The sequence below is a fragment of the Treponema primitia ZAS-1 genome (genome assembly GCF_000297095.1).
Lineage (GTDB): Bacteria > Spirochaetota > Spirochaetia > Treponematales > Breznakiellaceae > Termitinema > Termitinema primitia_A.
In genome coordinates this window covers 21,375-37,303 of the sequence record NZ_AEEA01000028.1, presented here as the reverse complement: position 1 = coordinate 37,303, position 15,929 = coordinate 21,375, and the positions used below count along the sequence as shown (strand labels likewise).

17 protein-coding genes are annotated in these 15,929 nt (G+C 35.0%); all 17 read right to left on the bottom strand.

The annotated features are described in order from the left end of the window. On the bottom strand, positions 1-1,056 hold a 1,056-nt coding region (gene gmd, locus TPRIMZ1_RS0103935), incomplete at its 3' end, for a GDP-mannose 4,6-dehydratase (RefSeq protein ID WP_010255431.1). 10 nt (positions 1,057-1,066) lie between these two features. After that, positions 1,067-1,708: a glycosyltransferase family 4 protein gene (locus TPRIMZ1_RS19670; RefSeq protein WP_051004277.1), complete on the bottom strand. Its 642-nt coding sequence runs from the start codon at positions 1,706-1,708 to the stop codon at positions 1,067-1,069. A gap of 1 nt (position 1,709) precedes the next feature. Beyond that, positions 1,710-2,177 carry a glycosyltransferase gene (locus TPRIMZ1_RS19665; protein ID WP_051004276.1) on the bottom strand — a complete coding sequence of 156 codons (468 nt, stop codon included), beginning with the start codon at positions 2,175-2,177 and terminating at the stop codon, positions 1,710-1,712. Between the two features lie 6 nt (positions 2,178-2,183). Beyond that, positions 2,184-3,074 carry a glycosyltransferase gene (locus TPRIMZ1_RS0103925; RefSeq protein ID WP_010255429.1) on the bottom strand — a complete coding sequence of 297 codons (891 nt, stop codon included), beginning with the start codon at positions 3,072-3,074 and terminating at the stop codon, positions 2,184-2,186. 15 nt (positions 3,075-3,089) lie between these two features. Beyond that, the gene (locus tag TPRIMZ1_RS18410) at positions 3,090-3,821 is read right to left on the bottom strand and encodes a glycosyltransferase family 2 protein (protein ID WP_010255426.1); all 732 of its coding nucleotides are present in this window, start codon (positions 3,819-3,821) and stop codon (positions 3,090-3,092) included. Beyond that, complete coding sequence (locus tag TPRIMZ1_RS0103915; protein WP_010255424.1) at positions 3,814-5,091, bottom strand: O-antigen polymerase; 1,278 nt, start codon at positions 5,089-5,091, stop codon at positions 3,814-3,816. The genes TPRIMZ1_RS18410 and TPRIMZ1_RS0103915 overlap by 8 nt, the downstream gene beginning before the upstream one ends. A 149-nt stretch (positions 5,092-5,240) precedes the next feature. Next, the gene (locus tag TPRIMZ1_RS19660; protein ID WP_010254918.1) at positions 5,241-6,368 is read right to left on the bottom strand and encodes a glycosyltransferase; all 1,128 of its coding nucleotides are present in this window, start codon (positions 6,366-6,368) and stop codon (positions 5,241-5,243) included. Then, the gene (locus tag TPRIMZ1_RS0103905) at positions 6,341-7,243 is read right to left on the bottom strand and encodes an NAD-dependent epimerase/dehydratase family protein (protein WP_010254916.1); all 903 of its coding nucleotides are present in this window, start codon (positions 7,241-7,243) and stop codon (positions 6,341-6,343) included. The genes TPRIMZ1_RS19660 and TPRIMZ1_RS0103905 overlap by 28 nt, the downstream gene beginning before the upstream one ends. An 11-nt stretch (positions 7,244-7,254) precedes the next feature. Continuing rightward, the gene (locus TPRIMZ1_RS0103900) at positions 7,255-7,932 is read right to left on the bottom strand and encodes an acyltransferase (RefSeq protein WP_010254914.1); all 678 of its coding nucleotides are present in this window, start codon (positions 7,930-7,932) and stop codon (positions 7,255-7,257) included. 32 nt (positions 7,933-7,964) lie between these two features. Further along, positions 7,965-9,254 carry a lipopolysaccharide biosynthesis protein gene (locus tag TPRIMZ1_RS0103895; RefSeq protein ID WP_010254913.1) on the bottom strand — a complete coding sequence of 430 codons (1,290 nt, stop codon included), beginning with the start codon at positions 9,252-9,254 and terminating at the stop codon, positions 7,965-7,967. 5 nt (positions 9,255-9,259) lie between these two features. Then, positions 9,260-10,192, bottom strand: coding sequence for a glycosyltransferase family 2 protein (locus TPRIMZ1_RS19655; protein WP_010254910.1), 933 nt, complete (start codon positions 10,190-10,192; stop codon positions 9,260-9,262). A gap of 12 nt (positions 10,193-10,204) precedes the next feature. After that, positions 10,205-11,086 (bottom strand): NAD-dependent epimerase/dehydratase family protein, encoded by an 882-nt coding sequence (locus TPRIMZ1_RS18395; RefSeq protein WP_010254907.1) that lies wholly within the window; start codon positions 11,084-11,086, stop codon positions 10,205-10,207. Between the two features lie 2 nt (positions 11,087-11,088). After that, positions 11,089-11,628 (bottom strand): dTDP-4-dehydrorhamnose 3,5-epimerase family protein, encoded by a 540-nt coding sequence (locus TPRIMZ1_RS0103880; RefSeq protein ID WP_010254906.1) that lies wholly within the window; start codon positions 11,626-11,628, stop codon positions 11,089-11,091. Further along, positions 11,625-12,962, bottom strand: a complete 1,338-nt coding sequence (gene rfbH / locus TPRIMZ1_RS0103875) for a lipopolysaccharide biosynthesis protein RfbH (RefSeq protein ID WP_010254904.1) — start codon at positions 12,960-12,962, stop codon at positions 11,625-11,627. Before rfbH ends, TPRIMZ1_RS0103880 begins: the two co-directional genes overlap by 4 nt. 12 nt (positions 12,963-12,974) lie before the next feature. Beyond that, complete coding sequence (gene rfbG / locus TPRIMZ1_RS0103870) at positions 12,975-14,030, bottom strand: CDP-glucose 4,6-dehydratase (protein WP_010254901.1); 1,056 nt, start codon at positions 14,028-14,030, stop codon at positions 12,975-12,977. Next, on the bottom strand, positions 14,018-14,797 hold the full coding sequence (rfbF, locus tag TPRIMZ1_RS0103865) for a glucose-1-phosphate cytidylyltransferase (protein ID WP_010254899.1): 780 nt from the start codon (positions 14,795-14,797) through the stop codon (positions 14,018-14,020). Before rfbF ends, rfbG begins: the two co-directional genes overlap by 13 nt. Positions 14,798-14,799: 2 nt before the next feature. Beyond that, the gene (locus tag TPRIMZ1_RS0103860; protein ID WP_010254897.1) at positions 14,800-15,927 is read right to left on the bottom strand and encodes an acyltransferase family protein; all 1,128 of its coding nucleotides are present in this window, start codon (positions 15,925-15,927) and stop codon (positions 14,800-14,802) included. Positions 15,928-15,929 lie beyond the last annotated feature (2 nt).

Below are 15,929 nucleotides of genomic sequence, written 5' to 3'. Positions count from 1 at the left end.
GCCCTTTTTCAGGTGGACTTCCCGCTCCGCCAATTGAATGTCGTTTGCTACCATCATCTTAACTAACTCCGGAAGCTGCACCTTCGGTTCCCAGCCGAGCTTTACCTTTGCCTTGGAAGGATCTCCAATAAGCAGCTCAACCTCCGCCGGGCGGAAATAACGGGGATCAATTTCAACGGTTACCGCGCCATTGGCGGCATTGATACCCTTTTCATCAACCCCTTTGCCTTCCCACTTTAAAACAATTCCCGCTTCCTTAAACGCCATGCTGATAAAATCACGGACCGTTGTGGTAACCCCGGTTGCCATAACATAGTCATCCGGCTCTTCCTGCTGCAGCATAAGCCACATGAGCTCCACATAATCCCCGGCAAAGCCCCAGTCCCGCTTGGAGTCGAGGTTACCCATAAAGAGCTTGTCCTGCAGCCCCAGTTTGATGCGGGCAGCGGCGCGGGTGACCTTGCGAGTCACAAAGGTTTCCCCCCTAAGGGGGCTTTCATGATTAAAGAGAATGCCGTTGCTGGCGTGCATCCCGTAGCTCTCCCGGTAATTGACGGTTATCCAATAGGCGTAGAGCTTTGCACAGGCATAGGGACTCCGAGGGTAGAAGGGGGTGGTTTCCTTCTGGGGAATTTCCTGGACCTTGCCGTATAACTCCGAGGTCGAAGCCTGATAAAACCGGACCTTCTTTTCCAGGCCAAGAATTCGGATTGCCTCAAGAAGGCGGAGGGTACCGATGCCGTCATCGTCCGCGGTATATTCGGGAACCTCAAAAGAAACCTGCACGTGGCTTTGGGCGCCCAGGTTGTAGATTTCATCGGGTTGGACTTGCTGGATAATGCGTATCAGGTTTGAGGTGTCGGTCAGATCGCCATAATGGAGAATAAAATGTTTGTTTTTGACATGGGGGTCCTGATAGAGGTGGTCAACACGCTGGGTGTTGAAGCTGGAGGAACGGCGTTTGATGCCGTGGACCTCATAGCCTTTCTTCAAGAGAAATTCTGATAGATACGCTCCGTCTTGTCCAGTCACGCCGGTGATAAGGGCTGTTTTCATAAAAGAAATATTAACCTTCTTCCATAAATTTTTGATAAATTTCAGCCATGTTAGATATGGCAGTATTTATTGAATATTTTTGCGCATCTAAAACATTATTCTGCGCAATATGTTTTCGTAATACAGGATTACTATATAATGTGATTATTGAATTCACCATCTTCTTTGGGTTGAATAATTCAAATAATAAACCGTTTCGACCATTAGTTACCACATCTATGTGACCACGTATTTTAGAACAAATAATTGGTAAACCCGAGGCCATTGCTTCAATATTATTTACACCTAGTCCTTCCTGCTTGCTTATGGCTATATGAATATCCGCAATTTGGCAAAGTATATCTATATCATTTCTATATCCTAAAAAATCAACAATTTCTTTTGCATCCAATTTTTCAACCGTCTTCTTACAAGCATCTAATAACTTACCCTTACCAGCAAAAACAATTTTTAGATTCGGCACAGACTCCCGTAACCTTGGAATCTGCCGTAATAAATAAATATGATTTTTACGTGGGATAAATTCAGCTATATACAATATAATAAAATCTTTAGCGTTATAACCTAATTGTTTACGTAATTGATATTTCTCTATTTCTGACACGGGGTGAAATCGACTAAAGTCAACCCCTACACCATCAATATAAAACAATTTATGACATCTTAAATTTTTTTCGTGCAAAATTATAGTCTTCCTGATTAATAGTTATAAGACAATCCGTATATCGGGATAAATATTTTTCAATGGGATAGTATAGCAACCAGTTTATTAAAGGGGCACCTTTAAAAAAATGAAACCCATGAGCTGTATAAATAATCATCGCCCTTTTCTTTCTTGCCGCAAGACGCGACAAACACCCACCCATTGGAGTATGACAATGAATAATATCATAATCATTTTCTAATATCTCTTTAAATTTTTTATATGCCTTGATATTTTTCATACTAAACGGATTTCGCGCTATACAAACTGTGTATTGATTATCACAATCAAAAATATTTTCTTCTCCACTTGATATATAATCAACCTGCCATCCTTGCAATTTAAACCAACGCATAAATGGTCTGTTAAATTTAGAAAAATTAGCTGTATTTGAAACAAAAAGGACTTTATATGGCATTTTTATTTACTCAGCATCTAAAATATGTTTTATGCTTCCAAACCCATGTTGCAACATTAAAAAATCCTTCAAGCCATACCAATACATTCTTAAACGAGTATTTTTGTTTTCAAGCAGAAATAAAAATAGTAACATCCTAAATGGCAAAAAAAATAAAAACCTAAGCCGAATAAAAAAAGGCGTCTCTTTAACAAGGAGGCAAATATTCAATGTATCCCGCACAAGAAAATAATTTCTGTATGGTGCATGAAAATGTAATGTATGTCCTTTTATATTAATATTATTGGTTCCGATCTCATGTTTTATATAAGCATTCGTGCTCTGCAAAACAAGATACCCATTATAAGTACTCTTCCAACAAAATAAAAAATCGCAGAAATCAACAGGAAAACGTTCATCAAATCCACCAAGACTGATAAAATATTCATTATTAAGAAGCATGCCTGACGTTATTATGTTCTTTACAGAAAATACATCATTAATTTTTATTGTTTTATTTTCTTTTGTCCATCTTGGTATAGTAATCAAATTATTTCTAACATTCAAAGATGGCCCAATGCACGATATTTTTTGTATCCTTTCCGCCGCTATGAATTCATTAAATAATAATTCAAAATTTTCCTTTACTAAATAACTATCTTGATCAAACAAGATTGTATAATTAAAACAATCATTAACAGCCTGCCTTATACACTTATTTATTGCTTTTGATAACCCAATATTTTTCCTATTATCTATTATAGTAATTCTTTTACTATCAATAAATGGCCGATTTTTCCATGAATTAACAGACAAGTAAATACGATCAATATATTCAAGTTGTATATCAATATTTTTCATAAGTTTATTAGTATCAGGATTAAATACAGTTATCACAGAGCAAATATTTTTATTCATGATTCCCTATAATACTCACAAATATTTTATAATCTTTGTAAGTATTTTTTTTATAATTAAATATATAGGCCTTGTAATAATATATATTATTGTTTTATTAAAGCCATAAATATTTAAAATTATCTTCGTTTTGTCTTTTAAAAAGAATTTGTCAATATTTTTATCACAACTACCTTCATCATTAAATAATGTTATTAGCATATTAATATAATAAAATCTTGTTGTTTTATATATTTTCAAATTATAATCATAATCAGCAAGGTATTTATATTTTATATTATATATATTTTTTTTATAAATTGACTTAGGATAAAATATAGACTGATGACATATGTTTATATTAAAAAGTTTTAATTCACAAAATATCCCTGAATGTAAAATATTCCTTTTAAAAAAATATGAGTCTCCATAATATACAGCATTTAAATCATCAATACTTTTACTAACATTACTAATAACATTTACATTTGCTAAAATATCATCAGACCCAAGAAATAATAAAAATTCACCTGTTGCGTACTTAATTCCTTTATTCATTGCATCATAGATGCCATCATCCCTTTCTGAAATTATAAGGGCTATACTATCTCTATATTTCTCAATAATTTTCAATGTGTCATCAGAACTGTTTCCATCAATAATAATATATTCTATATTAACATCTTTTTGATTAATTACAGATAGAATTGTATTTTCCAATGTTAGTTCTGAATTTAATGTAACTGTAATAATGGATATTTTAAACATATATATTCCGTAGAGTTATTTTTCTATACTTAACTCTATGATTTATTAATAGACAAATAAAATATATAATTATAATGTTTAGTATTAATGTTACAATTCCAGATAATCCCACAGCTAGATCTGTTAAACAGCTAATTCCATTCTGATATAAATAAGAATAAATTACAGCCATTGTGATCGATTTAGGTATTTTCTTTTGAAGTTTAAATATTAAAAAAGATGTAAAAAGGCCTATTAAAAAACATAAAATTATTCCACCCCATCCATATAAAACAATTCCCATTAAAGGCGCAACTGTATTTGGTCCCATAATATTATTTAAAGTAGGATGTATGATACGAAACAATTGTAAACCTATATAGTCATCATAGATATTTGATGGTAATATATGTAAGGGAGACAGGAAACCAATTAATGGATACAAATACTTATGTTTAATAACGATTTTATCTAAATACTCTGCATCATCTCCAAATGCTATCCAATACATGTCTCCATTACCAATAAATCTTTGAGCCAATGAAATTATTGCATCAAGAATGTTTCTATTAGAGCGTAAGAATATAACAATTAATGCTGCGATAATAAAAAATGGAGATAACAATAATATGACTTTATTCTTTTTAAATGACTTATTCTCATAGAAATATAAATAGCAGTAATAATTAAATATTAATGATAATATTGCACTTTTTGAACCGGACAAAACACTTGTTATGGCAACAAGAAGCAAAACAATAGCCGTTAATATTTTTCTTTTCCTATATTTAAATACATAAAATACAAATATTGTAATATATGTACTTGCAAAACCAATAAAACGATTTAATATTCCAGTAAAATTAGATTTCAATGTAAGTCTCGATGCTTTAAAAGCTGGTATACCTTCAATATAATATGTGATTAAAGTACTCACAACAAATACAATCAAATAAAAAATAAAAATTATATTCGAATAATTATTATCATTTATAATTACATATTTGCAGCAAATAGGTTTTGAAAAAAATAATAAAAACCCAATTGTGAATACTATTTCCGCTATGATAAAATAATAAAAATAATATTCTTGGATTCTACCTGTAAAGAATAAAAACACTGGTACTGTGTTTGTAAGAACATGCATTATAACTGCAAATAATAAAGGATTAATTAAACAATTCGCTATCTTTTTTATCAACGGAAAATAAACAATAAACATCAATAATAATGATAAAAAATATATCCAAATATTATCTAAAAGCAGAAGTATAAATTTATCTGTGGTCATATATTATTTTTTGACACAATTGTAACTTTCTTATAAATAAAATTATATAAAACAATCTGTATAAATATCAAATTTACCATTATGTGTTTTAAAATTTATTTCAAATGTTACTAATGAATATTAATTACTCCCATAATCTTAACATAAGATTAAGAAAAAATATCTACAATTTTTCTAGTAAACTCGAAATATGCATTTTTATATGAATAATCAACAGACAAATTTTCCTTAATAAGGAAATTCTTTAATATGACTGATAAAGCAAATGCATTATTAGGGTCAAAATAATATCCTCGGTCATTCAATTGCTCCTTATGAACTTCAATATCTGAGAGTATTATTTCTTTACTTAAATACTTCGCATCTTCAATTGAAGTGTTCCATCCTTCATATAAAGAAGGTTGGATAATCGCTTGTGAATAGCGCATTAATGTTAATTGCTCATTACGTGGTATGAACCCCAAAAAAAAGACATTTTCGCTCAAATTTAATTCCGCTACTAAATTTTTCAATTTCATAGAATAATCGGAATCTCGATGATCATATTCTTTTCCCGTAAAATAAACAATTACCTTAATATTCTCTTTTTTTAAGAGACTAACCGCTTTGATAACAACAATATGATTCTTATGAATCCAAAATTGATTAGAACAAATGAAATAAGTAGATTGAATATTATATTTATTCTTTATTTGCTCGTAAGGTAATATATCTTCTTTCTTTAAAAATATAGATGAAACGAAAGGTACTATCTCTATATCACAAGTATAATGTGGATAAATCCTTACCAGATCATTATAAACAGCGTTACTCGATAATATTAGTTTTGATTTTGAATAAACTGTATTTACTTGCATTATTATACGAGAGGTAATTTCTTTTTTCAAAAAGAAAGACGGGTAATAATTTTCTTGAAAATCTGGAATCCAAAATATTTTTTTTGAATCAGCTAATTTATTAAATAAATAATTACTTTCAGCAGGAAAAATAACATCAAGATGCTGTAACTTGGAATACATATTGTTTCTAAAAATATTAAAATATATTTTTGTTAAAATATTAAATTTCCAACTTATCTTTTCGAAAAATATATCAAAAATATTATTTTCATATTTTATAAATTTTAATTTATCTACTTTTCGCTTATTACTAAGAATAAATACATCAAATAGATTACTATTACTTAATATAGATATTACACTGTCAAGATAATATTTTCCGCCAATCCAATTATCATCATTACTATATATTATTCCAATTTTTCGTTTTTTATCCAATTGATATACCTTTTAATACCATCTTCTATACTTATACTTTGTCTATATCCATAAGATCTTAGTATTGTAATATCAGCTATCCATTTATTCGGGTCGCCTATTCTCTCAATACCGTCAAAAATAACATTTTTATTATGCACCCAGTTTTTATTAAATATTTCAACAAGTTCATTAACGGTGATTTGTTTCCCATTAGCTATATTAACTTGTGTTGATTGAAAACTATCCCCTTTAATTATACAATCAATAGCTTGACATATATCATCTATGTGTATGAAATCTCTTGATTCTTCTCCGGTGCCATATAAATGTATTTCCTTTTCCAGAAGAATCTTTTTTGAAATATCAAATAGCAATTGTTTCTTTAATCCATTCCCATAAGCTGAAAATATTCTCACTGAACAGGTCCTTATGTTCCACAGCTTATAATATTCATACAATATTTTCTCAGCTATAACTTTATGGTATCCATAAGGAGAAATTGGTAATAGTTCATTCGATTCAGAGACAGGCAACACCATTGGGTTCCCATAAACAGCAGCGCTTGAAAGATTAATAAATTTGCACTCAGGGTTATAAACTTTTATTGAATCTAATATTTTGACAACATTAAAAGAATTTAATTCAAAATCATAAATCGTATTTTCAAATGAGTATGGAACACTTGCTGCCCCACTACAATTAATACAAATATCAAATTTATTCTTCATGAACAGTGATTTATAATCAGGATTAATTTTATCTAATAACGTAAACTTTGCATTACATTTTTTCTCTATAATATCACATGAATATACCTCATATGCTTTTTCAGATAAGTATATTTCCAAATTACTTCCTATGAAACCACTGGAACCAATTATTATTACTTTCATATAATCACTGCCTATTTAAAAAGATTACCATTTGATTTCCCTATCGCTTTCAATGGCAATCCTCTCTCAAATTTTTGTTCCAAAATACTTTTTTTATATTCTTTTATCTTCACTATTGACATTTCATCATCATGATTCCAATTATCAATTTTCTTCCATACTTTATCTTTAAACGAATATCGTTTTACCACTTTCCCAGGATTACCTACGAGTAATGAAAATGGCGGGTATTCTCCGTCTTTTATTAAGGTGTTAGCTCCAATTACAGAACCATATTCTATCATTACATTTCCAATTACTGTTGTATTGGCACCTATAAAAACATTAAACCCTACTTCTATAGTTTTTGCATTGGTTGTTTGTGCAAAATAATAAGGTATTAGGGGATTACTATAATCATGAGAAGCACCAATAAAACAACAATTCACACTGGTTATAACATAATCATCAAATTGTATCAGTTCTCCTGATGTAAAAAAATTATTCCTTCCAATAAAACAATAATCCCCAATTACAATATGCTTCTCTTTGTAACGCTGATTTACATTTAACCAAGTGTTTTGACTTATAAGGGTATTTCTCCCAATGGAAATATACTTTTTACCGGTAAAATGGACGGTTGAATCAATCCTTCTCAAGGGAATCAAATGGAATATTCTATTTTTTATAGCATGTAATTTAATTTTCACGGCTTACTCATATATCAATATTTTAATTCTAATCATTCACTACGAAATGAATTTACAATTCTATCCGCATGTATCTTATAAATGAAAAAACTGGGAATTAATATCAAAGTATTTATTATTGGAATAATAATATAAGACTTTATCAAAAAATACTTTGAGAAAGAAACAAGGGTAATAAATAATATTGATGTCATTAAACTAAACAGTATCTGAATATTTATTTTTTCAGCTGCGTTTAAAATTACGGCCTCATAATAATTGATTGACAATACTATATTAAAAAGAACAAAGGGGATAATGTCTTTAATGTTTACAAGTATTTTGCCTTGTGTCCACCACCCTACAAAAGGGGTGATAATAGGAATCGAAATGCCTAAACCAAAAATATACACTATAAGCATTATTAAAAGTTGGCTGCGATATTTTATCAGTTTTTCTGCATCATGCGATGCCATTGCTGATGTAAACTGAGGCCAAAATACTGCAATACCCGCATTAAAAAAAATTGCTAAATTTGCATATATTTTATTATTTAATAGATCAAATGATGCCACCTGATTATTAAATAAATTATAAATAATATAATTTCCCATACTAAATTGTATTAATGAAGTTACTTGTAAAATAAAATATTCTAGACCGATCCTTACTATTTTTAAACCAAAAACAAATAGTTTAAAATTAAATATTTGACTTAATGAAAATAAATAGATTTTCTTTATTGAAAATAATATAAATATAAAATATAAAATATTAAAAATATTGTAACATATTGCGCAAATAATTATTTTATCACTGCTTGTGTATTTGAATAATAAAACAGCAAAAAAAATCCATAATGCCCGAACCAAAGAAATAATTGAAAGCAACCCATTCTTAAGATTACCCTGTAATACGGCATTAAAAGTTGTAAATGGAAAAAAACATATTATCGGCAGGTATAATAAAAATGAATATCCAATATTTATTTTTATAACGGGAATATATTTTGAAAAAATTAATGTTAAAATTACTAAAAACCCAGATATCAAGGAAAAAAACTGAAATGTGCCAGTGATATAATAAGCACATTCTTTTTTGTCCCGTAGGTGATTATATTTTGCGATTGTATTCTTTAAACCATTCCCAACTCCCAAATCAAGAAGATTAATCCAATTAACTATAGAAACTAAGGTAATCCACAGTGAATATTGGGATAATTCCAGATTATTTAATAATAAGGGTATTGAAATAAAGGAAAGAACAAAAGATATCCCTTTTGAAACATATGAAATTAATACACCAAAATATGGATTCTGCTTTTCTGATAAATTTTTAAACATAGGCATTATATTAATAAAAGTAAATATTTTATAGATTTCATTAAGTTCATAAAAGAAAAATGCTCAAATAAAATCGTAAGTAATCGCTTAATAAGATAAATTCGTGTGCCACTTGTCTTATTTTTTTTACTTCTATAAACAATTATTGCATAATGTAAGTTTGATAATTTGACTTTACTAATTGCATCTTTAATTTTTTTTAAACTTAGAATATCCTTGGAAAAACTTTCAAAATCATCCATCCATATATCAATTTCATCATGCCATGCTTTTGAATAAATTGTTTCACTCGTTCCTGAATTTTTCCACACTCGATAATTTGCAATGCTTCTATTCAAATCTAAAATATAAATTGGTGAAGATATTGCCATTAATTGAATTAATTCACTGTCAGCAGCAGTTATTTTAAACTTTTTTGCCACAAGGTCAATGTTTAATTGTAACAATTTAGTCCGGTTGAAAAAAATAGAGCAAAGACGAAAAGCCACACCATCGGAAAACAGGGATAATCCTTCTTTTGGTTGAAGCACACCATTTTCAATGTTATTGAAACCTTTTTGATTTATAGTGATTTTATCATTTTCATCAATTATATCATGTCTCCCAATAATTAACGAATATTGCAATGGATCCGGAACGGATTGAATAATATTAATACAGTCAGGGTGTAATATATCATCATCTGACAGAAGAACTAGGAAATCTCCTTTTGCCTGTTTAAAACCCGTATTCCAATTTTCATAAATGGGTATAGTATTATTGTGACAAATTATTAAAATATCGGGTTGAGATTCCAGCCATTCTCTTGTGCCATCAGTAGAAGCATTATCAATAACAATAATCTCATAATTATCATTGGTTTGATTTCTAACAGATAACATTGTTTTTTTTAAATAACTTAACCTATTTAGAGTAGGAATTATTATTGATATCAACATAATCTATCCCGCCTATTTCTTCCCATACCCAAGGATCCGAGCCATATTTTTTATATATTTCTCTAGGGAATCTTTATTAAGTTGATTTTTTTTATAATATATCGGTGGATTCATTACTTCGTTATCCCTATACGATTTGGCGCCCCATTTAAAGCTTCCCGATGTCTTAAATGCTTTTTCAATCATCATACCTAATTCTCGCAACCGTATGGTTGTACCAGATAACGAGATGGTCTTATTGTCAAAAAAACCAGCAGCGCTAATATTTGACGTAATAAACTCACAGATATCATCAACATAGGATAAATCAAGAATCTGTTCCCCTGGAGTTAATTCGACTACATCATTGTTTTGACAGGCAGATATAAGAATATCCATTATTTTTTTACGATTATCCCCAGCACCAAAGGTATCACATAATTCAATCGTTTTATGCTTAATTCCCTGTACTTCGTAATAAACCAGCATATCCTTAAAGGCTGCTTTTGTAGCAGCATAAAAGTTAGCAGGACAATACCGTTTATTCCCTATATGCTGCCACCGTGTCCCTATGTTAAGGAATTGCATTACCCTATTTTCCATCATTGCTTCTAGAACTTGAGTACCAAAGGTAATATTCGTATTTATTAAATTGGCTATATTTTCAGGGCTATGTTTATTGATATATAACGCCGCTAAATGAATTACCATATCGGGCATAAACTGTTTTATGCCCGTATTTATATCATAATAAGTATCCACTGCAAGAATATTAATTCTTTCCTGAAGAGATTCCAGGCTTTTAAGTCCGGAACTTTTTCTCTTTAATATTGCAATAGTATGCTTGGCATTTAATAGCGATACAACAAGGTGCGAACCGATAAATCCCGTTGCGCCGGTAATTAGTATTCTCATGGTTAAAACACCGTATTAAATTTAGAAAAATCAGGAAATGCTTTATCCCTATCTGAAACAATAGGATTCGGTATATTCCAATCAAGGCCAAATGAATCGTATTTAATACCGCAGTCATGCTCTTTGGAATAGCAGCTTGTCTGGGCATAATGCACTATTGTGTCATCCTCAAGAGAGGCAAACCCATGTGCTATCCCCCTTGGAATATACAAATATGTATCATCAGCACCGGAAAGTTGATAACTGAAATAGTTACCAAATGTTTTTGAAGTCCGTCTTAAATCAAGGCACACATCAATGATAATCCCCGTAATAACATATACCATTTTAACATGATCCATTGGCGGAGACTGAAAATGCATTCCCCGGATAACATTTTTTTTATTTATGGAATAATATAATTCTGTAAAATTGCTTTCTAAAGATAATGAATCAAAGACTTCTTTTGATAAAACCTTTTTAAAACTACCCCGGCTATCATGAAAGACAGGATTAGATAAAACGTATAGCCCATTAATAGGCGTAATCTGTCTCTCTATCATCCTTTTATTTCATCCTTTATCACATCGATCATCCTATCAATCATCTCGTCGGTCATTCCCGGGTACACCCCAATCCAGAACGTGTCGTTCATAATCCGGTCAGTCACTTCCAGCGACCCCACCGCCCGATAGCCGTTCCCACTATGCCGCATCTGGTCAAAGCAAGGGTGCCTTACCAGGTTCCCCGCAAACAGCATCCGGGTCTGGATGTTCTTGCTTTCAATGTGCTGCACCAGCTTGTTCCGGTTTACCCCATCCTTGCAGCTTATCAAAAACCCGAACCAGCTCGGCGTTGCGTGGGGCGCCGCTTCCGGCAGGATCAGCTTATCCTGCAAATCAGCAAGCCCGTCCCGCAGCCGCTGCCAGTTATGCTGCCGTTTAGTCACAAATGACGGAAATTTCTCAAGCTGGGCGCATCCAATAGCCGCCTGCATATCCGTAGCTTTCAGGTTGTACCCAAAGTGGCTGTACACATACTTGTGATCATAGCCCTGGGGTAGCTCCCCGTACTGCTTGTCAAACCGGTGACCGCACAGATTGTCTTTACCCGAGGGGCATACACAGTCCCGGCCCCAGTCCCTCAGGGAACGGACGATCTTGTGTAAGAGCGGATTTGCGGTATATACCGCTCCGCCTTCCCCCATGGTCATGTGATGGGGCGGGTAAAAACTTGAGGTCCCGATATCCCCGATCGTCCCGGTAAACCGGTCTTGTCCGTCAAGCGTATACACCGACCCCAGGGCATCACAGTTATCTTCCACCAGCCACAGCTTATGGGCATCGCAAAAAGCCTTTATCGCGTTAAGGTCAAAGGGATTCCCCAAAGTATGGGCCAACATCACCGCTTTCGTTTTCGGAGATAGGGCTTGTTCAAGTTGGGATACATCAATGTTGTACTGGGGAATAGTTACGTCCACAAACACCGGGATGGCGCCATACTGAATAATCGGGGTTACCGTGGTCGGGAATCCCGCCGCCACCGTTATCACCTCGTCCCCTCGCTGTATAGCCCGCTCCTGTAACAGGGGCGAGGTCAACGCCATAAACGCCAGCAGGTTCGCCGATGACCCCGAGTTTACCAGCGAACAATTGGGGACCTTGAGGTATGCAGCGAGCTGCTTTTCAAACTGGTCGGTATACCGTCCCGAAGTCAGCCAGAACTCTAATGCACTGTCCACCAGGTTCATCATCTCGTGTTCATCAAATACCCGGGAGGCGTAGGATATCCGGTCCCCCACCTGGTACGGAGGCTGCTGCATAAAAGTCTGATAATAAGCCTTTACCTGCTCCAGTATCGCCACAGCGGCCTGTGTTTTATTCATAGATTCAAACATTGCTAAATACCTTTATTTGAAGTATTCCTGTATCTGCCGGTCCACACAGACCCGGCGCTCATCATCATTACCCGCTTGGGCGAAGGCAGTTATCTGCGCTACCGTGGTTTTAATATCCCACCGGCTCTTCCAACCCAACACGGCCTTTGCCTTTGCACAGTCAAGCTTTAAGAAGTTCGCCTCGTGGGGCCCGCCGTCTCCCTGAACTTCCCAGGCAGCGCCCTGTCCCCAGGCAGCGCAGAACAAGGCGGCAAGCTCCCCGGTGGTCACACAGCTATTGTCATCCGGGCCAAAGTTGTAGGCTCCTTCCATGGCTTTGTCGGTATACTGCTTTTCCGCAAGCAGCAGGTATCCAGAAAGGCATTCCAGCACATGCTGGTAGGGCCTGACTGAATGGGGGTTTCGCAGGACGACCTTCTTTCCCGATTGTACGGCCCGAATGCAGTCCGGGATGATCCGGTCCTCCGCATAATCCCCCCCGCCTATCACATTCCCCGACCGAGCGGTGGATACCGCCGGGGTATCCGCGGCCAGGAAAAAAGCGTTCCGGTAGCTTGCGGTTACGAGCTCGCTGCAGGATTTGCTGTTCGAATAGGGGTCATAGCCGTTAAGCGTTTCATTCTCCCGGTAGCCCCAAAGCCATTCCTTGTTTTCATACACCTTGTCGGTAGTAACATTGACAAACGACCTGATACCCGGCGTCAAACGCAGGGCTTCTAATACATTCACCGTCCCCAGCACATTGGTCTCGTAGGTCAGCGCCGGCTCGCGGTAGGAAAGCCGTACCAAAGGCTGGGCCGCCAGATGAAAAAGGATATCCGGTTTTGTCTCTTGCACCGCCTGTACCAGCGCTTCCCGGTCCCGGACATCCCCGGTGCGGGAATGGATTTCCTTCCCGGTCCCGGTCTGTTCATACAGCGAAGGGGAAGTCGGCGGCTCCAGGGCATACCCGGTTAGCTCCGCCCCGGCCGCTAGCAGGGTCCGGCACAGCCAAGTCCCTTTAAAGCCGGTATGGCCGGTGATAAATACTTTTTTCCCGTTGTAAAAAGAGAGCGCTATTTTATCCATAACGCCCAGGGGGCTTCTCCCTTCGTCCACATCCCGGTCAGAATGTTTTTATCGTTCAGGGTATCCATGGCTTTCCAGAACCCGGTGTGTTTATAGGCATTGAGTTGTCCCTCGCCGGCGAGCCGCTCAAGGGGAGTGCGTTCCAGGATAGTCTTATCCCCGTCATCAAGGTACCGGAATATATCCGGTTCCATTACAAAGAAACCGCCGTTTATCCAGGTTCCCCCGTCCTCAGGTTTTTCCATGAAAGACCGGACCAGATTCCCCCCGTCAATATCCAGGGAACCAAATTTACCCACCGGCTGTATTGCCGTTACGGTTACGCGCTTCCCGGCTTTTTCATGGCTTGCCAGCAGCGCCGGGATATTTACATCACTCACCCCGTCGCCGTAGGTCAGCATGAACCGCTCACTACCCAAAAACTCCTGGGCCCGCAGGAGCCGTCCCCCGGTCATGGTGTCGGGCCCGGTGTAGAGCATGGTAACTTTCCAGGGCTCATTGCGGTGCTGGTGGACCTCCACCGTGTTGGTTTCCATGTCCACGGTGATATCCGAATACCGGGTGTAGTAATTCAGGAAATAATCTTTAATAACATGGGACAGATAGCCGGTGAGTATTACAAACTCGTTGAAGCCCCAATAGGAGTAGGTCTTCATGATATGCCAGAGGATAGGTCGGCCGCCGATTTCCACCATGGGCTTAGGGCGTAGACCGGTCTCTTCTGACAGCCGAGTACCAAAGCCACCGGCTAGGATAACTACTTTCATACTTATACGCCTGCCAATTTAAAATTCTTTGATCGTTGCCTTTTCAATACTTTCTTTAGATAGTTTTGTATTGGCTTATCAACAAATTCAAACAAAACAATGCTTATAACAATAGTCATGACAATAGCAAAAATTAATTTTATTAATTCTATAGTAAACACGCGGTGATTCCCTAATACTACCGGAAAAACGATGCGGGAAAAGAACGCAATAATATGATAATGGAAAAGATACATTACATAGCTTGCTTCCCCTATTTTAAGAAATATTTTGATAACGATATTATTTCCTATATAATCTTCCAATAAGAGCAAGGAAGTCACTAATAGTAAAGAAGGAATTCCATAATAAATATTTCTATTTTTAGAGAAATGAGATCCTGAAGCATTGCTATATATTAAAAAAATATAACTTCCAGCAGCAATGATGATAAGCATTATTATTTTTATCAGCGCCTTACGATTAAATTCATACGCTTTATTTGCTATTCGTTTTACACAATAAGTATAAAAATAATACAATGCAATCCCATATATAAATTCAGGAAACAATCCTTTTCGATAATATTTTATTATATAAATATTTGAACCGGCGCCTGTCGTATTGGTTATGATAAGGAACAATACAAGAATAGAACCGCAGGCTATTGGTAAATATTTCTTATTCTTCACAAACAGAATACACAGGGACATAACCACATAAAAAAACATTTCATAATTAAGTGTCCAACCCTGGCCTAATATTGGAATACCCCGATTTTCTTTATAGGGAATAAACAAAATAGATTTTATAAACCCGGATAAGCTTACCGTGATTTTACGTATTAAACTAGGAAAAATTAGTACCGTCAATGTCGTCAAAACAGTAGCGATAATATATAAAGGCACTACCCTCATAACCCGCTTGATAAAAAAATCCGCTGGCGTTTTTAACACAATATATGTAATAATAAAACCGCTGATGATAAAAAAGATATCAACGCCAAATGATCCCGCTTTGGTAAATTTATAATCTCCTGCTATTGTACAATGCTCATAAACCACACTTACTGCAGCAATAGCCCTTGCCAATTGAATGCTTTTTATCGGGGAATCAGTTATTAGCTGATTGTTTCCATTGCGGGCCTGCATTA